At 39.2% G+C, this 19,322-nt stretch carries 17 protein-coding genes; all 17 read right to left on the bottom strand.

Translation table 11 applies throughout. The features are described 5' to 3' along the window. Positions 1-21 precede the first annotated feature (21 nt). The 17 genes from ACFSR7_RS19595 to ACFSR7_RS19515 all read right to left on the bottom strand — a co-directional run bounded on the left by ACFSR7_RS19595 (position 22) and on the right by ACFSR7_RS19515 (position 19,252). A complete protein-coding gene (locus tag ACFSR7_RS19595) occupies positions 22-1,002 on the bottom strand; it encodes a copper amine oxidase N-terminal domain-containing protein (RefSeq protein ID WP_378164437.1) in 981 nt (326 codons plus the stop codon). Positions 1,003-1,024: 22 nt separating this feature from the next. Beyond that, positions 1,025-1,744: a hypothetical protein gene (locus ACFSR7_RS19590; RefSeq protein ID WP_378164436.1), complete on the bottom strand. Its 720-nt coding sequence runs from the start codon at positions 1,742-1,744 to the stop codon at positions 1,025-1,027. Next, a complete protein-coding gene (locus tag ACFSR7_RS19585; protein WP_378164434.1) occupies positions 1,745-2,449 on the bottom strand; it encodes a hypothetical protein in 705 nt (234 codons plus the stop codon). 692 nt (positions 2,450-3,141) lie between these two features. Beyond that, positions 3,142-4,674 (bottom strand): lipopolysaccharide biosynthesis protein, encoded by a 1,533-nt coding sequence (locus ACFSR7_RS19580; protein WP_378164432.1) that lies wholly within the window; start codon positions 4,672-4,674, stop codon positions 3,142-3,144. Next, positions 4,652-5,362, bottom strand: a complete 711-nt coding sequence (locus ACFSR7_RS19575; RefSeq protein WP_378164430.1) for a CatB-related O-acetyltransferase — start codon at positions 5,360-5,362, stop codon at positions 4,652-4,654. Before ACFSR7_RS19575 ends, ACFSR7_RS19580 begins: the two co-directional genes overlap by 23 nt. Positions 5,363-5,381: 19 nt before the next feature. Further along, positions 5,382-6,248 carry a glycosyltransferase family 2 protein gene (locus ACFSR7_RS19570; RefSeq protein ID WP_378164428.1) on the bottom strand — a complete coding sequence of 289 codons (867 nt, stop codon included), beginning with the start codon at positions 6,246-6,248 and terminating at the stop codon, positions 5,382-5,384. Then, positions 6,245-7,693, bottom strand: coding sequence for an O-antigen polysaccharide polymerase Wzy (gene wzy / locus ACFSR7_RS19565; protein WP_378164426.1), 1,449 nt, complete (start codon positions 7,691-7,693; stop codon positions 6,245-6,247). The genes ACFSR7_RS19570 and wzy overlap by 4 nt, the downstream gene beginning before the upstream one ends. 32 nt (positions 7,694-7,725) lie before the next feature. Next, a complete protein-coding gene (locus tag ACFSR7_RS19560; RefSeq protein WP_378164424.1) occupies positions 7,726-8,871 on the bottom strand; it encodes a glycosyltransferase in 1,146 nt (381 codons plus the stop codon). Positions 8,872-8,894: 23 nt separating this feature from the next. Beyond that, positions 8,895-9,794 (bottom strand): glycosyltransferase family 2 protein, encoded by a 900-nt coding sequence (locus tag ACFSR7_RS19555; RefSeq protein ID WP_378164422.1) that lies wholly within the window; start codon positions 9,792-9,794, stop codon positions 8,895-8,897. A gap of 18 nt (positions 9,795-9,812) precedes the next feature. Then, positions 9,813-10,937, bottom strand: coding sequence for a glycosyltransferase family 4 protein (locus ACFSR7_RS19550; protein ID WP_378164420.1), 1,125 nt, complete (start codon positions 10,935-10,937; stop codon positions 9,813-9,815). Positions 10,938-10,963: 26 nt separating this feature from the next. After that, positions 10,964-12,070 (bottom strand): glycosyltransferase family 4 protein, encoded by a 1,107-nt coding sequence (locus ACFSR7_RS19545; RefSeq protein ID WP_378164418.1) that lies wholly within the window; start codon positions 12,068-12,070, stop codon positions 10,964-10,966. 14 nt (positions 12,071-12,084) lie between these two features. Further along, positions 12,085-12,954, bottom strand: a complete 870-nt coding sequence (locus tag ACFSR7_RS19540) for an NAD-dependent epimerase/dehydratase family protein (protein ID WP_378164416.1) — start codon at positions 12,952-12,954, stop codon at positions 12,085-12,087. Between the two features lie 29 nt (positions 12,955-12,983). Continuing rightward, positions 12,984-13,604: a sugar transferase gene (locus ACFSR7_RS19535; protein ID WP_378164414.1), complete on the bottom strand. Its 621-nt coding sequence runs from the start codon at positions 13,602-13,604 to the stop codon at positions 12,984-12,986. Between the two features lie 3 nt (positions 13,605-13,607). Then, positions 13,608-15,428 (bottom strand): polysaccharide biosynthesis protein, encoded by a 1,821-nt coding sequence (locus tag ACFSR7_RS19530; protein ID WP_378164412.1) that lies wholly within the window; start codon positions 15,426-15,428, stop codon positions 13,608-13,610. 27 nt (positions 15,429-15,455) lie between these two features. Continuing rightward, entirely contained in the window at positions 15,456-16,151 is a 696-nt protein-coding gene (locus ACFSR7_RS19525) for a CpsD/CapB family tyrosine-protein kinase (protein ID WP_378164410.1), read from the bottom strand. Further along, positions 16,132-16,908, bottom strand: coding sequence for a YveK family protein (locus tag ACFSR7_RS19520; RefSeq protein WP_378164408.1), 777 nt, complete (start codon positions 16,906-16,908; stop codon positions 16,132-16,134). The genes ACFSR7_RS19525 and ACFSR7_RS19520 overlap by 20 nt, the downstream gene beginning before the upstream one ends. 160 nt (positions 16,909-17,068) lie before the next feature. Then, positions 17,069-19,252 carry an S-layer homology domain-containing protein gene (locus ACFSR7_RS19515; RefSeq protein WP_378164406.1) on the bottom strand — a complete coding sequence of 728 codons (2,184 nt, stop codon included), beginning with the start codon at positions 19,250-19,252 and terminating at the stop codon, positions 17,069-17,071. Positions 19,253-19,322: the final 70 nt, after the last annotated feature.

The following is a 19,322-nucleotide window of genomic DNA, read 5'->3' as shown; positions in this document are numbered from 1 at the left end:
TTGCCTTGTATTGCCATTATGTTACCTCATAGACTCGAGCACTTTTCTCCCCGATTCCATCTCCGCTTCAAAAGTCGCACGATATTCTTTAAGAACATCCGTGCTATAACCGTTGCTTGTCAACTTGGCGTCCGTAGCGGCAATAATCACCTCAAACTTCGCTTTGCAGGTATCGATCTCAGTCAGCGCCTGAGCTTGGATCGCTGTTTGCTTCTCAGCAGATGATGCTGCCTTGTATGCCAATGCCAGATCAAAAATCTTATTTACGCACTCGGACCGCAGCGCGTCCAACTGGCTATAGGCACTGGATGTAATGGAATCATAGCTTGGTTTGTTAGTCGAACTGCCTGTTCCAGTCCCAGTACCGCTGCCCAAATTGCCATTCGCAGCACCGGAATTACCGCTACCTGCCCCGCTGCCGCTTTGCCCGTCTCGTTCGCCATTCGCCTCTACATTGCGATACGCCTTCGATTCTCCCGACACCGTCCCCGTCTTCGCATCCCACAACACCATCGTTCCGACAGCTTCCGCGATGAAACGAATCGGTACGTAGATTGAGCCATTCACGTTATAGGCTTGCTGTCCTGCCGGCAGCTTTTTCTCCACGCCGTCAAATACCAATTTGACCGTCGTCGGTACCAGTTTGACCTTGGCCGCCGCCGGCGCCTGTCCTGTCGAAGCGCCAGCATTCGCCAGATACTCCTTCAAAGCGACCTTCTGTCCAGAAGTCGGCTCGGCAACAGTCACCGTTTTGGTCTTCGCATCGTACTCGACTTGCTTCTGCAGCGCATAAGAGGCGAACCGCAGCGGTATGTACACCTTCGACTGGTACATGAACGCCGCCTGCCCCGAAGGCAGCGCCAGCTTCTTCCCGTCAAACTCCATAACGATCGGCTTAGACTCCACCGCGATCGTCGTCGTGGCTGCAGATGCCGCTATCGGCACGGACAACAGCATCGCGCCGAGCAACGCGGCCGCTATGATGCTTCTCTTGCTCTTCATATTACAGCTCATCTCCCTATAGCTACTCAGCCTGCCAAGCGGCCAGAATCTTCGACATCGCCGATAGCCTCGACTGGGCTTTGCCGTTATCATACTCACTCTTCCACACTGCGAGCTTCGTATCTACGACTCCTGCGTCCTTATAAGCCTGCTCCGCTTGCGCCAGCGTCGTGCTAAACTGCTTATCGCAACTTGCCTCGGCTGCGGCAACCTTGCCCAGGAACTTCTTCTGCAGGTCCGCAATTGACACCTCGCCGTCCCCCGACTTGGCCCCTGCAATATAAGACGTCACTTCTCCGGTTAAGTTGCTAACTTTTTCCTGACAGCTGGAGCGGATGGAGGAGAATCTGGCTTGAAAGTCGGCATCAATCTCACTTTTTTTCTCAACTGACTTATCCGACCCAGAAGGCGAAGGAGAAATTGAGTTTGACGGCGAAGAACTTGAAGGCTTCGGTGTCTCTGATGCAGCAGGGGCCGTAGGCGCTATTTCAATACTTTGGCTTGAACCTGGCGTAGTTGTCGAGGAGAACAGTTCGCTTGAGTCCACACTATCCGATATTGCAGACGATGTCGGAAGAGCACTTTGTTTGGTCGCATCAGGAGAAGCCGTAGCAACAGTAGGATTATCGGTCGATTCCAAAGTTATTGTTTCATTGACTCGATTCTCTGACTTACATCCAGTCAATAAGGCAACTATTATAATAACGATAGCAGCTGTAATATAGTTCGTAGTTTTTCTCATTTACGGATTCTCGCTTTGCATTCCGGGGTCCTTAATGGAATCCTCATAACTTTTACCTTCACTAAGCCCATATTTCTTAGCAATTTTAATAAGATCGTCATATTCTTCTTCTGTCAGCTTCTGCAAGATGATTTTCTTGGCTTCAACCTTCTTCTCGCCGCTTAAACCGCCACTAGCCAATTGTGAAAGTGTCTTGATATCACTTGCGTCCAATCTTTTCAGCATGATTGTCATTAACTTCGTTTTTTCAGAAAAAGAGATGTCTTCTTTAACTGTTTCCGCTTTCTCTTGTGACACATCAGGCTCATATTCATATTTTGAATTCGACTGTGGCGAATTATTTGTAGTTTCAATAGGTGCATCATTATCATTCTTAGATTTAATTGGATGTATTGTAACCTCCGGCTTAGTTTCAGCACTTCTGTTATTTTCAGTTAAACTTTTCGGAGAGTTCTTCTCTTTGGAAGCGGACGCCGCCGGAACTTCCTGTGTACTTGATGTTGAATTTGTAGCAGAGTGATTTCCCTCATGAGTAAATGTTAAGTCGGCTTCAATTTGTTCTGAGCTTTGAATAGCAGAGTCAGCCAATTCTTTTATTAATTTATCCACAGTGTAATTTATAACAATGTAAACGCTTGTAATAATTACAATTACGAAACTCAATGCCCCTATTAACCATTGTTTAAGTTTTTTCCTTTTTTTCATAGAAAGTCTCCTATCTAAAAACATTTAGATTTATTTTAAAAACCGTCTCACCCTTCCGACCAAAGAACCTGAACAATACCGAAAAACAAAGCCGCAGAGGTAGAATTTATAATGTCCAGCCAAGTCCAGAAAGTCTGATGTAACAAAAAGCTAACGCCATAACAAATAGGCAAGTAAATAAAAATAACACTAAACGATATCTCATCCAGAAAGAGGCAATGAAGGATTTGATAGCTACAGAGTTCTATGCCAAAAATATAAATAACACCGCTCCAAGTTCAATTCCCCATCTACCACCATTAATACACATTCATCTGACTTAGGCGCATAAAAGTAATCTCAGAATATGGAGTTATTGTTTTTACACAGTTATTTTAACTTATAAAAAATACACTAATCGTATTATAGATTTTTTACAAGCAATATACGAGATCAACATACTAAATGTAATGTAAAGAATTTATACAGTTTGTAGAAAAGCCTACAGACTTTTCGATTCCCCCTGCTTTACTTAGAATAATACACCTGCTCAACAGTAACGCTATGAATAAGAGTTTTTATAGTAAAAGATTAAAAATAGTACTAAAGCCTAAAAAGTTAATATTACAAGCCCTAGCATCGCCACTAGTGAAGCGACTCCTTGTTGAGTAATACCAGTTTCTTTATAGAGCTTGGCTACTTCTTTAATAATTTCAAGTACTGATATTTTTTTTACGCTTCTTTAATTCTTTTAAAAAAGTCATAAATCCTCTAGTAGTTGAATTATTAAAAACAAAGTTACCAATAAATAAAATAACAAATGATGCTATACCTAGAAAAAACGAAGCCTCCACCCAATCCGCCCAGGTTCGGGGAATTAGCCTACCATAAAAAAGAACACTATTAGCAATGGCTACTGTAATTAACCCCAATATTAAGTTAAGCAATATAGGCTTTTTTGACTTCCAGCAGCTTCTACGTAAAATTTTGTTATTAGCAAAAATCAAAATAGAGAATATTCTATATAATGCTGCACAGAGTGCTCCTACTAACACGCCAGAGATACCTAAATACTTTACCAAGCTTAAAGAAACAACAAGACTAATTACAACTTCGATAATTGCACTAGTTTTTGTTTCTTTAAAACGACCATCTGCATAAATTAATGTCAGTGCAGGCACTCTCAAATTATTTATTAAGTTCACTGCGACAAATAATATCGCCACCGTTGGTTGAATATAATTGGCATCCGTTATACCTGCTGTATACAAATTCATAAATGGAATAATGAGAAGAGAAGCAAGACTATATAACCAAAAAGTAATAAAGTAATAGGCAAACTCAAATAAACTATAACTCTTGTTTAGGACGTCCCCCTCCCCCTTTGCTAGAACATTCCCAAAGCCCGCAATAAGTCCATTTGAAAAAGCAGTTGCCATTGAAGTTAGAATTACAAAAACCATATTATAAACCGAATAAACACTGACATTGCTTAAAGAAGTAAAAAGTGTGAGTATTAAAACCGGAGAATTAAAAACTATCATGCTTGCAATTTGATGTATGAATGCATCCCATCTTTGTGGAATTAACTTTTCTGTTGTCCCAGATTTAAAGTTAATATATTGATACTTTTTTTTGATAAATACTATTAAAACAGTCACCATTAGTATATTTAATATTGAAGAAGACCAAAGAATTATTAGGATGTCATACTTCATAAATACAAGAAGCATACTTAAAACTGTGTTGAGGATCGTAGTTATTATTTGTGCAATACTTATTATGTAATTCCTTTGGTCCGCTACTACTAGAACTCTATACTTACCGAATAGCAGGTATTCCATAATCCCACTAATACCTAGTACGACTACCATAGACATTACATATATATTAGAGATATACTCTCTCACGGCGAATGGATAAACACATGTAAGAACACAAATCAACAATGAGAATAAGCTTCCTGACTTCAAATAAAACTCTTTTGTCGATGTAAGAACTCGATTAATTTGCTCTTTATTATTTTGAGCGAGTGGGTTATATAAAGCCTGTGCTGAAGATGTTGCAATTCCAGCTTCAACTAAATACAAATAAGAGAGAACTTGTTTAATAGAATTAATTAATCCGTTTATAGTGGAGCCATAAGTACTTATAAAAAGCCGAGGCAAGATTAACCCAGATAACGCATTGACTACTTGCAAAATCAAACTAAATAGCAAGTTATTAATCGCTTTTTGAAGTCTCATTTTTATTTTCGCTTTCTTTATATTTCATATAACTCAGGTAATCACTTGGCTCATATAATAACCCTATATTTTTTCCTATATTCTTCTCCGACCAATTCCACCATGGCTCTTGAATCTCTAATAAAGATTTTATAACCTCTTTATTATATCTATACTTTATTATTTTTGCAGGTATTCCTCCAACAATTGAATAAGGCTCTACATGTTTAGTTACAACCGACCCGCTAGCAATTATGGCACCATCCCCAATTACTACTTTATCTTTTATTGTAACATTAGCTCCAATCCAAACATCATTACCGATAACAATCTCTTGTCCACTACCAGGCTTAGATATATTTTTAAATTTTGAATTGCCTTCAATGAAAAAATTCTTTCTCCAATATTGCTCATACAAAATGGGATGAGTAGTTACAGTATGATATTGATGATTTCCTAGTCCAATAAATACATTCGGTCCTATGGAACAAAACTTCCCAATCTTGACCTTACCTTCAACAACGATTACACCCCAACCTCCATCATTGAAGTACGTATAAGACCCTACTTCAACTTCACTACCAATATGCACGTTTTTCCCCACAGATACCCTATATCCAATATCGGATTTTTTAGCAACATATGGACTGCGAACTGCTGATTTGGATTTACTATAAAAGTAAATTAAATTGTATATTTTTTTATACATCCGTGTGTATATCCGCACTCTAATTCTTCTTTCTGTATTTAAATGTATACAGCATTAGTGCTAAGGGAAAAGAAATAATCAATATTGACTTCGACAATCCTGGAAACCAAATCATATCCCGCGAGATAAAACAACAATTTATATATCTTGCTGCATTTAAATAAGTTTGAAAATTAACTTTACTACGACTTCTCATAACCCGATTCCGAAAAAACAATGCATATCCTTTTGGATTCTTTATCAATAACTCTATTGCTCTTGCAGAATATCCATCTGCTTGATACTCAACTAAATAAATCATTTTATTAATCAATTTCCATTTATAATGCACATCTAGTATGTCATATAAGTACGCTTCTGTAATAAAAGTTTCATTCTCAATAATAGGATAGGGTACATTAACTATTCGTTCTGTACAAAACACCATTAATTTGTCGCCTTTAACCTTATGCTTAAAGTAAAGATCCTCCACAGTACTGTTGTTAACACTTGGAAGTTCGCTCCCTAACATCGAACCATCCATATTTCCTTTACAGAATATTAAACCTACTATCTGACAATCCTCAGACCAACCATTAATAATTTGCTCTATGGCTTCTTCAACAAGTGAGTCATCAGAGTCAAGACAGAAAAACAACTCCCCTTCTGCCTTTTCAACTCCTACATTAAATGCTTTATGTTTACCCTGATTTAACTGTTTAAAGTAACTAATCTTTATTTTTTCTTCGAAGATCCATGCATTAACAAGTTCTTCAGTGTTGTCTGTTGAACCATCATCCACAATAATCCACTCAAACGATTTTGAGGTCTGCGAACATAAAGAATAATAACATCTTAATAGGGTAGCGGCTCGATTATATGTTGGAGTAAACACTGATACCTTCACCGATATTTCCTCTTTCGCAAGCTATCCTGAATGTTTTGGATAATAAAAATAAGGATTAGTGGCCCAATAACATAGAAAATAAATTCTCGAAACAAAAGCAACATGTCTCCTCTAGCAGAAGCAATCAAAAAGTAGACCATTACCGATATAAATGCTGGCTTAATAATATTGAATCTTTTCCAGTGTGCGTCTAAATTTAAGCACTTTAAAAATACAAAACCGATTAAGGCCATAAAGCACGCTCCAAACACCCCGAAATTATAGTAGCCCTCTGCCAGAAGTGAAAAGCCTGGTCCATAATCCATATTTAATGTCTCCATAAGCCAATTTGGTAATGAGACCCTACTTATAAATGGCTGGATCATAAAATTGGGGAAAACTGCAAGTAACGCAGAGATATACGACTCTCCATATTTATAAGCGAAGCTTTGAGGTAGTAGCTCAGTTACTTTAATTAAAGGGAACATAGATCCCCCCATTTCCCCGATAGTATTTACAACCGGGTTATTAGTAATCAATTCGTGTAAAAAGACCAGAAAAATAGTTTTCCCATCCCTACTTGATTCACCTCTTAATACACCAACTGCTGTAAATATACTAAACAAGGATAATCCAGATATCCCAATTACAATCAATTGTTTGATTTTTAACTTTTCCTTGTTGCTTAACCATAAAATCAAAGCGCTTATAAATAAGGCTGCTGCATCTGTTCTTAAACCCGCCGCGAAACTGGCAACTATTGAGAACATAAGCGTAATCAATGTAAGCAGTCGAATCAAACTATTTTTATATAACAATAGTATAAGAAAAATTGATGGAACAAAAAAAAGTTTTAAAGTAAGAATTAAATTAGTTGTCAAAGAAGTTGAAGTATATTGGTTTCTACTATAGTCATAGAGTGACATATATCCGTTAAGCATAGAAGCCTTCAAATTATTTAGCAATGAGGAAAAGAAAAAATAGGATGACGCTAACATCAAAATAACAGCAACAATTCTGGAAGCTTCAACTATGCTGGAAATGTCGGATTTATCTTCTGTATATAAAACCTTCTTCTCATAAGCAAACATCGCACCAAAGTGCAAAAAAGTTATTCCAACAATAGTGTAATAGTGTGCTTTTAATAATACCAAGCTATCAAATAGAGAATAGAGATCCCATGGTCTATACTTTATTCCAAAAGAGTTTAAAATACCTTGACCAAAGGAAAAAAAATAAAAGGAGATTAGAAAAAAGATGTATGGAGAAAACAGCTTCCCTGTCATTCTCTTCCAAATTATTATAGAAGTTATAAATATAAAATTGCCCAACCAACATAGAACAAATAATTTTGTTTCGATGCCACTATAGCTGTTTTCAGCTAATATGCCCAAACCAAATAAAATTAGGCAAATAAAACTATAATGGAGCATATTTTTGTATTTATTATTCAAAATAATTTTCATTAAATGCAAAATTCACTCCCTTAATATTACTTTCACTTTCCATGCATATAAAGATTCATATAAATACTAATAGATTTAGCCATATCAAAGCCACTTTCAGAAAATATCCTTTCTAGTTGCCGATCATTAATATCAACAGTCATTTTACTTAATTGGAGTATTTTATCAACCCATTTATCAATATCCTTTTCTTTGTTAATCCCTATAAAGTTTACTAAATTAAGGCCTATATCAGATTCCGTGGTGATAGTATTAGAAACAATGCAAGGCAATTTAGCAGCCTGTGCTTCAATAAGAGCGACCGGCAATCCCTCGTATATTGAAGGCATAATAAATATATCTAAAGTATTCAACAATTGCGGTATGTCCTCTCTCAATCCTAAAATCGTTACGTATTTACTTAACCCCAGCTCTGATATATTTAATTCTAATGACTCTTTCTTATTTTCAGTAATTCCACCGATAAACAACATACGAAAATTCATTCCTGTTTCGAGAAGTTTTTCTGCAACTTTCAAGGAGAACAAATGATTTTTTACCGGCTTTATATTACCAACTTGCCCAATTATCGTGTAATTTTCATTTATATTAAGTTCTTTTTTCAGCTTGTAGATCATTTCTATATTTCGAGTAGAATAATCTCCAATGTTAATGGCATTGGGAACGACTTTCGCCTTCCTAGCGTTTTTTTCCCCGAATAGATAAACCCCTGCTTCTTTGCTACATGCCAATAAAATTGTTGAATTCTTGAAAATCAGAAATCTCATAATTTTCTGATAATAAATTCTGACTATCGAATCTTTTAAAGTATCACGAGTACTATGAGAGTGGGCTATTTTAAGTGGTATTTTAGCTATTCTAGAAAGCAACAAAACAATTCCAATATTAAATAGAGTATGAACATGAATCGCATCATAATAGCGTTTTTTTTTACTAAAAAAGCTTAATAAACTCAAGAAAAATGACCATGGATGTCTAAATCTCATGGGTGTAATATAAAAAATCTCACCTCCAAGAGCTAGGATTTCATCATCATAATCAGCCTTTTTATCGGCTAAAGATAGAAAATGAAAATTAATTTTTTCTCTATCAATCTTTCTAAATAAGTTCATAATGAGAGATTCAGCCCCGCCACGATTCATCCCCCCTGTAACATGTAAAACGACCTTTCTTTTCATAAGTCACTCTTCCTTGAATTTAATTAAATTTCATTAAACAGGCTTTTTTTCTTAGTATTTTTAATATATAGGTACAGGATGAATCCAAAAGGAAACGCGAGTGCTATTGTCATTTTTTTTGGCATTCCTGAAAACAAACTGTAATTGTTAGAAATCAGAGAACTTGCCACGTAATGTGTTGAATTTCGGAAGTTAATTTTAAAAGAAGTATTATTGGATAACATTAAAATCTCTTTCCTAAAAAACGAGAAACCCTTGGGGTTATTACGATACTGAATTAAGTTATTTCGCGTTCCTCCATCAGGTAGATACTCTACATAGCAGAGGATTTCATTCAAAACCAAGAGTTTATAATTCATATCGATCTTATAATATTTACAATCTAGAGGAACATATTTTTCACCTTCAAATAAAGGCAGAGGATCTCCCTTTAATAATTCACTCCGAAAAGCGATTTTGTAGTCACAATTTAGTCTGAGTTTTTGTCTAATTTCAAAAGTTGTAGTCTCTTTCATTTCTAACTTAACACTTATTAAATCACCATTAGGGTATGCATCCCAGCCAATAACCCCACTATGTCCTTCTTTTCCGCAACTATTCCACTTTTTTATAATAGATTCCAATGCTGTATCACTTAAATAATCGTCAGAATCGCAGCACAAGCATAATTCCGTCATAATATTGCTATACGCGGTATTATGAGCGCCATGCATCCCTTGGTTTTCTTGATATAAATATTTTATTTCTATAGCCCCATCCTTTATCCATTTATCTACAAGGTCCCTCGTATTGTCAGTTGAGCCATCGTCTATAACCAACCAACAAAAATCTTTTCTAGTTTGTCGTAATAAACTGTTATAGCATTTTTCTAATGTGTATGCACGATTATAAGTTGGAGTAAAAATAGTTATCGTAGGATTCATCTATACATTTCTCCTTAATCAGTTGCTGACAAAGTGATAAAGTTTAATGAGTCTTTGACTCATTAATTCCCATGAATAATATGTATCATATATTCTTTGAATCTCACTCTCCTTGTTTTTCCATGTTTCTTTTTCTCTAGTTAATTCTGCAAGAGCATTTTTAAAAGAGATTCTGTTATAGTCAATAACTAAACCCAATTCTAACTTTTCCACTATTTCATCAATCCCTGTGCCTTTACAAACAATTATGGGCTTACCGAGCATCATTGCTTCATATAGTTTGTTTGGAGAAGAATATCTGTGATTTTCAATTAAAGGATTGTAGGTGGCAAATAAAACATCACATTCAGTCTCAAGCTTTAATGTATCATTATATTTAATCCTTCCATAATATTCAATATTTTTATAGGTAGTAGAATAATTGTAAATCATCGTCTCTAGTTGGCCAAAACCAGCGATATGTAGCTCGCAAGCTTCAGATTCAGAAATTAGCTCTACCACTTCTTTTAACAATCTATTTTCACTAAGAATTCCTACGTAGACTACTTTCAACTTCTCGTTTGAACCTAAAGTGCTATTCATTTTTATTTTTTCAGGAGAGTTATGAATCACTTCCAAATATTTAGGTCTGCTTTTTTTGATTTGGACCCTCCTGCTTTCATTGGTGATTATTACGGCATTCGAATGATTAATTACTTTAAGATCCAAAAATTCAACTAGGCTCTTTAACAAACGAGGAACATTAAAGGAATCTATATAATAATCAAAGATATCATACACTATTTTTTTCTTTAATATTTTTGAACAAACTAACCCTGTAAGTCCCGTATCGAAATCACAAGCATGAATACAATCATACTTATTACGATTTTTTATTAACCAGTAACTTAACAACACTTGAAAAAAAATTATTGGTAAAAGTGTTTTTAAGCCATTACCGTAGTTAGCCTTAATATTTAACCAAGTGGTAGAGATAGAGCCGCATTGAACTTTAATATGCCCTCTCTCCTTAAGTCCTTTCCCACCATTTCTATTCCACGCAAGTATCTGAACCTCATATCCATTTTTAAGCAGTTCGTTTGCTTCTTTTTCAACTCTTGGATCCGGTAAAACGGGATTAGAACGCAAAATAACAACTCTCACTTGTTCACACCACTTTAAACTTAGTTTTATATCTCGTATATTTTTCTCATCTTACTCATTACTTCTTGAAGAGAATAGTTACACACAGACAAAGTTGCATTTTCAGAAAAAACAGTTGTCATTTTTTTGTCAGCAAACATTTTAATAACCAGTTCCGACATATATTCATAATTATTTAATGGAGTTAGAAATCCGTTAAAACCCTCTTTTATTAAATCTCTATTTCCCCTTACATTAGTAGCAATTATCGGTCTTCCTATGGCTAAAGCTTCAACTATATTGATTGGCAATCCTTCCTGTCTACTGGATGAAACGATAATATCACTCAATCCTATTAATTCTTTAATATCGGTTCTAAACCCAAGTAATCTCGCATTCTCTTCTAGACCTAACTTTTTTATTTTTGTTTGAAGTAATTTTTGCTGTTTCCCTTCCCCTGCTAAAAGAAGTTTCACATCAAGATTTAATAATTTTAATTTCTTTATCATTAGAAGGAGCATACTTTGGTTTTTACGTTTACTAAGTTCTCCTGCAAAAAACAAAATATAATCTTCAGTGCTGTATCCATGTTTTTTTCGAAGCAATTGCCTATGATAGTTATCTACGGGCTTAAATTTTTCTAAGTCGACACCTATTCCGGGAACATATTCAACTCTCGAACACCTAAAGTTGTTTTGGGCTATTTCAAAATCCTCTTTATTAATTGTTATTAGACAATCCGTGGATTTAGATAATAACTTTTCTATTGTATAATAGAAAAACCAGTATCTCCAGGGAGCACCTTTGTAAAAATGGAAACCATGTGCTGTATAAAACACTTTCCCACTTTTCCTTCTTACTTCTTTGCTACAAAGTCTTGTCAGAACCCCTCCTACTGGGGTATGACAATGTACAATGCTATAAGCATTCTGTTTGATTATTTTTTTCAACTTAATATATGCAAAAATATTATGAATATGAAATGGAGATCTTTTAAATAAGATATTATGCTTCTCATGTACATAAGAAAATTCAGAGTCACCGTTACTTGCTACATGTACTTCGTATCCACTCTCATAAAACATTTTTAAATAAGGAGTATGAAAAGATTTAATATGTCCATCAACGGTTGCTACAAACAAAACTTTTTTCAAATTCGCCCCTCCCTTCACTTCCAATTTTCCTCAGTATTTTTAAGAGCACTTTTAAAGTCACATTTTATGTATTTCCAGTCAAAGTAACCAGATTCCTCAATATCATACACCAGACTTCCAAATATTTTATTTAGAATACTATTTCTATGTATAGCCTTGGCCTCAACAAGTACCTTCCCTAACAGTTTGGACATATAGATAGGACTCTTATTTAGCTTTGCAATTTCTTTAACCAGAATGCTTATATTCATATAATTTCTATCTTGAGGAACCAGAACACCTTCCGTTCTGTTCTCAATCACTAATCTAACAAATTCAGTTAAGTTATCTATGTATATCATACTTCTAACATTATTGATCTCAGGAAATATTAAGGTAAACCGCACTAACCTACGCAAAAGAGAATAATTCCCTGGACATTTTGGGCCATAAATCATGGGTATACGTATAGAAGAGACGATAAACTGCTCATCCATTAACTCAAATACTAGCTTTTCTGCAACCAATTTACTTCTACCATAGTCACTTCCAGGCGCTTCTAATGTATGTTGTTTAATCTGCGTGTTGAAATTCATTTCGTTACCATAAACTGCTAAAGTACTTATAAATACAAAATGACTAACTCCTTCACGTTTAGCCTTTAGAGCAAGCTTCTGTGTCAACTGGCTATTAATCGTAAAGTACTCTTCGCTAGAAAATTTCCCACTCTTTTGATGAACTAAACCAGCAGTGTGCACAACCACATCGAATCCCTCAAAGGACTTCTGTTCCCACTCTTTACCTCTCAAGCTTATTTGTGTTACTTGAAAATCAGTCAACGAATTCAACCAATCTTTGAGCTTCGTACTTAAATATCCATTTATACTTGTTAAGAGAATCTTCATACAACACCTTCTATTACATTATCAACCATTTACTGATTGTTCGAAGCGGAATTTTTAAATTCCCCCTCTTTGTAGCCACTCGATAAAATCACTTTTTGAAAAGTAAAAATAATGATTTTGAAATCTAACAAAAAACTAACATTTTTTTTGTAAAAACCATCATATTCAGCTTTAAATTCAGATGAAACTTCGTCTCTTCCATTAATTTGGGCCCATCCAGTTAACCCAGGAAGAATATCATTCGCTTGAAACTTTTGTCTTAACATAATCAATTCTTCTTGGATAAATAATGCCGGACGAGGCCCCACAAAGCTCATTTCGCCTTTAAGAATATTTACTAACTGTGGAATTTCATCTAAGCTAAACTTTCTTAACAACTTACCGGATCTTGTAATAAGTTTTTCAGGTGAGGCTAAAAGATGTGTAGGAACACTGTGCGGAGCAGATGTTTTCATAGTACGAAATTTATAAATGTTGAACTTTTCCAAAGCTCTCCCTACTCTTTGTTGTTTAAATAATATTGGCCTTCCTGAGTCCAACAATATGACAATTGAAATTACAGCCCAAATCGGCAGTAACAGAGCTATTAAAATCAGTGAAAACGCAACATCAAATAGTCTTTTAATTTTTAAATATTCCAATGTGCTCACCTTTCAAGATACAAACTCATAATTTGGAATTATGCAATCTATCACACTTTTAACATGCTCTGGGTCCCCATTTAAAACTGATTCAAGTCTATGAAATTCAATATTCATAATACTTTTTTCAATAACAATTGGTTTTCCTATATAAATTCTTTCATGTTGTGTTTTTGTTGCTCCTTCCTCACTTGTGAGGAGTTCTTCAAATAATTTTTCACCATCACGTATTCCCGTAAAATGAATTGGAATTTCCATATATGGCTCATATCCAGAAAGGCGAATAAGATCCTCTGCCAGCTTTACTATGCTGACCGGCTCACCCATATCTAAAATAAAAATTTCTCCACCTTTTGATATAGCACCAGCCTGAATGACAAGTTGTACAGCCTCCGGAATAGTCATAAAATAACGCACCATTTGCGGATCTGTAACAGTAATGGGACCGCCGTAGGCAATTTGTTCTTTGAATCGTGGAATGACGCTGCCTCGGCTACCAAGTACATTACCGAAGCGAACAGAGGCAAAGTTTGTTTTGCTCGTAGCATTGAGGCTCTGTACATACATCTCAGCGATGCGTTTGGTAGCCCCCATAACGCTGGTTGGGTTCACCGCTTTGTCCGATGAAATTAACACAAATCTCTCGCTCCCGTACTTGTCTGCACAGTCTGAGACATTTTTCGTGCCGAATACATTATTTTTGACGGCTTCCGCCGGGTTTTTCTCCATTAAGGGAACATGCTTGTGAGCAGCTGCATGAAAGACGACCTGCGGACGATAGAAGTCAAAAATCTCCTCGATGCGCGTGCGATCCTGAATATCTGCAATAATGGGTTCAAAAAGCATGCCAGGAAACTTACGTTTCAATTCCATCTCAATGGTGTAAATACTGTTCTCGCCATGTCCGAGCAATAGCAGCTTGTCAGGCGCGAAAGAAGAGATCTGGCGGCAGAGCTCGGATCCGATAGAGCCGCCGGCGCCAGTCACAAGAACGACTTTTCCATGTACATATTCTGCGATGCCTTGTAGATCCGTCTTGACAGGCTCACGGCCAAGCAAGTCCTCGACATCGACGTCACGGACGTTGTTAATAGAAACTTTTCCTTTAATCAAATCATTGATTGCTGGGATTAACTTGACTTTAGCACCGGTGGATATGGAGAGGTTGATAATGTCGGAGGTAGCCGCTCGCGAAGCAGAAGGAATCGCGATGATAATTTCTTTGACCTTGAGTACTTCGACGATGGTTTCTAATGCTTTACGATCGCCCAGTACGGGAGTGCCGTGGACGGTTAGCAGATACTTATCGGGAGCATCGTCAATGAAGCCAACCAGCTTGTGATCGGCCGTGAGCGGCCCCATCATCTCTCTGGCGATAAGTGCACCGCAGTCCCCTGCTCCGTAGATAAGCGTAGGAATACGTTGATCCCCGGATTTATTGCGTCGCAGACGAATCAAGCGCCAGAATCCGCGTACACCGCCTACTAATAGCAAGCTGGTCTCCAAAGTTCGAAGCGCGATCTCTAGAGGAACCCTGAAGCCGGAAAGCATGGATACGGATATAAATGAAAGTGCCCAGCCCAAAATGACGGCCTGGCACATCGCGAACATCTCTGCGATGCTCGCATACTGCCACATCTTGCGGTACATCCCGAAGAACGCCATGCACACACCGCTCAGAACGGAGGAAATAATGCAGTAGAGGAGCAATTGGCGCGTATATTCAGGAGGAATATTCCCTGCAAAACGCAACAGATATGAGCTGCAGATACTGAACCAGATGATCAACAGATCCACAATGAATAATACGGCCAATTTTTTCTTCACTGCCATTTTAACGAATGCCTCCGCTAGATTGCTTTATTTAGACTCGCCATAGTAGTAGTAATAATAACCTTCACTCTTTTTACGCTTTACATTGTTGAGTACGACACCAAGAATCCGAGCACCGACCTTCTCCAGATTGCCTTTAGCCTTAATGGCAATATCTTTTTTCACTTTGCCTTGATCCAGGACTAAAATATAACCGTCGCATTTGGCAGCTAAGACTTGTGCATCAGTAACTGCTAGAAGTGGTGGCGTATCAATCAGAATAACATCGTATTGTCCGCGCAGCTGATCAATTAATGCGCTCATCCGCTTGGACGCCAGCATTTCGGCTGGATTTGGTGGTATGGGTCCGGATGTGATGATGGACAAGTTGGGAACACTTGAAGAATTTTGAATAACGTCCGCCAGCTCCGATTGCTGTGACAGCACGGACGATAATCCCCAACGATTCGACACGTTAAATGTATGATGCTCCGTAGGTTTGCGAAGGTCTGCGTCAATCAACAACGTACGACGTTCAGACTGGGCATAAGCAATCGCGAGGTTCCCAATCGTGGTCGACTTGCCTTCGCCTGGGCCAGCCGATGTCACCGCAATGACTTGCATACGTTCATCGATTGAAGAGAAATCGATACTCGTGCGAAGAGACCGATAAGCCTCGGACACAGGAGATTTGCTATTCGTCAGGGTAATTAGAGGACGTTTGTTATTTGCCGGTTGAGACATGGTTAAGATCTCCTGCCTTTGTGACTTGTGCATGCCGTCCGGAGGCATCCGCCTGATGTTCATCAAAGTTCACCTTGGATATTGAAGCAAGCACTGGCAATTCCAAATAACGCTCGACGTCATTCTCTGTCTTGATGCTGTCGTCTAAGTATTCCATAAGAAAGGCCACACCAACGGCAAGCATCAGCGATACAATAAAGGCAATAATTATGTTCAGAGGAATATTGGGTGAAATAGGGCTAGGCTGTTGAGCGGGGTCAGGTTTTGCATTATTTAGGATCGACACGTTCTCTACATTGAAGAGGCTCGGTATTTCTTGCCGAAAAACTTCAGATACGGCGTTTGCTATCTCAGCAGCTTTTTTATAAGAAAGGTCGGTGACGATAACGGTCATGACTTGCGTATTGTTGACCGAACTCACTGTAATCTTATTCGTCAGTTGCTCTGGCGACTGCCCTAGGTTCGGATATTGATCGACTACTTTATCCAGAATGGCCGGAGTTTTAATAATTTCCTTGTACGTATTGATCATCTGAATGTTAGTATTAATCTCACTCAAATCCGGTTGTTGATTAGGCGATGCACTCGTCGCTGTACGGTTTACGATAATCTTGGTTGAAGCCTGATACACAGGATCCTTCACATATACACTGTATAGACCTGCAGCAATCGTCACGATCAGGACAAATCCGACGATCCACCACAACCGCTTCCGTATGATACGAAAGTAGTCTCTCAGGTCCAATTCGTTTGCCACTTGAATTCCCTCCAAGGTATAAGTCCCCAGTTGCAGGCACTATTCTATAATACCATAATTCGCCAAGATTGTCCGACCACAGACAACATCCTCCCCTCAATATTGAGAGGAGGATGTTATTATGTCGAAAGCTGGCCGTTAAACAGTATCTGAATGTCGATTAAACTTGCGGCTTGAAGTTAATCGCGCGATAGATGATAACGGCAGCTTCGGCACGCGTCGCGTTGTCGTTCGGCAGGAACTTGCCGTTAGCGCCGATGATGATGTCGCTGGCAGCAGCCCATGCTACGCTCGAGCGGAACGCGGATCCGATCTTGCTCGAATCCTTGAATACCGACAGCGCCGCTTCGACATTGTCGATGTCCTTCAGCCCCTGCGTGACCTTAAGCGCACGAGCGATCATCGTTGCCATCTCGGCACGCGTGATCGTCGCGTTCGGCGCGAACGTCGATGCCGTCTTGCCGTTGATGATGCCCTTCTCGGCAGCTACAGCGATGTACGGAGCAGCCCAGTGAGACGCAGGCACATCGGAGAACTTCGAAGAGGTCGCCAGCGTGTTGTCCAGGTTGAGCGCGGTAATCAGGATCTTGGCGAACTCGGCACGGGTGATCTTGTCTTGCGGAGCGAAAACGCCGGCTGATTTGCCTTCGATCGCGCCCTTAGCCGCTACGACCTGGATCTGACGACCCGCCCAACCTTCGACTCTAGCAATATCGTTGAAGGTAACCTTGTTCTCGATGACGACATACTTAGAGAACTTATAGCGAGGCTCGACGAGGAAGTCGCCATCCAGCGTACCGCCTTGTACCGACAGCGAGCCGTCTGCTTCATAGCGTGCCGTGGTCAGCAGTTCTTTGTCCAGTCCCGTCAGATTCTTCAGTGGCAGGCGCAGAATAATCGGTTTCGAGAATTCATCCACAGTCTTTCCGCCAACTTGCAGATCGAAGCCGTACACGTCGGAAGCGACGGATTTACCGCCAACGGACGCATTATCGCCGGATTCAATCGTAAGCCCCAGAGTGACGGCTTCGGTGAAGGTACCAACAGGCAGCGTCGCGCTAAGTGCGCCCAGCTTGATAGCCACGCCATCAGCCTTCACATCGGATGCGAGTGTCCACAGCTCTTGCGGAAGCGCAACGGATGCACCCGATTGCGTAATCGCACCAACGTTGATTGTGATATTGCCAACCTTGAGTCCGTCTGCATTGCCGACAGCGTCAGCCAGTGCCTTCTTCGCATCGGAGACAGCGGAGATCAGCTTAGTCACGTCCGACGCGGACAATGTCAAGGTCGCTTTGCCGTCTACAGTTTGAACTTTCGAGGAGAGATCAAGCGTCAAGATCTTAGTCACAACGTCGTTTGCCTTAGTCACGGCTTGTGCAATCAGCTTGTTCTTCTCTTCGCCCGTTGCCGCTGCAATCTTGCCCTTCAGGTCAGCCAGGTCTTGAGCCAACTGAGCGACGGAAGGATCGGTGACGACAGTGGAGCCGCCAGAACCGCCAGTACTTGGATAGTAGCCGTTAGCGTTGAAGGCTTGACGGTATGCGGTGAACAACTCGGCCGTTGCCTTGTCAAAGATAGCAGGACCTACATGGAAGCGGAAATTGCGAATGACATCAGCGAAGTCTTCGCCGTCAATCTCGCTGTCTTGAAGGAGCTTGACAACCTTCAAATTGGCGCCGCTTGCAAATACAGAAGTAAACAATTGCTCAAAGAATTGATTGCGGGCTGCAGCATCGGTTCCGAGTGCGATGACTTGGTCGACTGTCAGACCGTTCAGCTTGTTGATAATCGTCGCTTGAACGCCGGAGCTGGTATCGAACAAGAACGTATCCAGATCCGTGAAAGTTAACGTAGGATCGACCGCATAAACGGCATCAACGATACTTTGCTTGTCGCGAAGTGTATTAAAGGATGCCGTATCCTGATCAAAGATAAACTTGATGAGGCCCGCTACCAGGTTAGAGAAGTCTTCGCGGTGATCGCCTTTGTCATCGACCAGATTAAGCTTGCCTACAACAGGTTCAGCTATATCGTACACAGAAGTAGATACAGACAGATTAGGAGCTCCGTTATAAACCGCGTATGTAACGCTGGCAACGCTGAAACCGGCTTCGCCCTTCAGATAAACAGCATTTGCGACGCTTTGCGCGTACACTGCTTGGTTCGCAGACAATTTTGCCTTAACCGCAGAAGCCCACGCTGCGAGCTTCGTTGAATCCGCTGCATAAGCTACGCTAATCCCGAGCTTCTCAGCGAGTCCTTTGTTGCTGAGTGGCAATCCGGCAAGGGCCGTGAACGCCAAGCTAGCCGCGATTGTACCGGCAATTACTTTTTTCTTCATTACCAAGAATCTCACCTCTACCATTTTTTTGTTTTAATAGTGTTAAAAATTACTTGCCTTAACAAGTATT

Origin of the sequence: Cohnella sp. GCM10020058, from assembly GCF_042683485.1 — a bacterium.
Taxonomy (GTDB): Bacteria; Bacillota; Bacilli; order Paenibacillales; family Paenibacillaceae; genus Cohnella.
The sequence above is the reverse complement of the archived record's forward strand: the minus strand, read 5'-3'. Positions and strand labels throughout refer to the sequence as shown.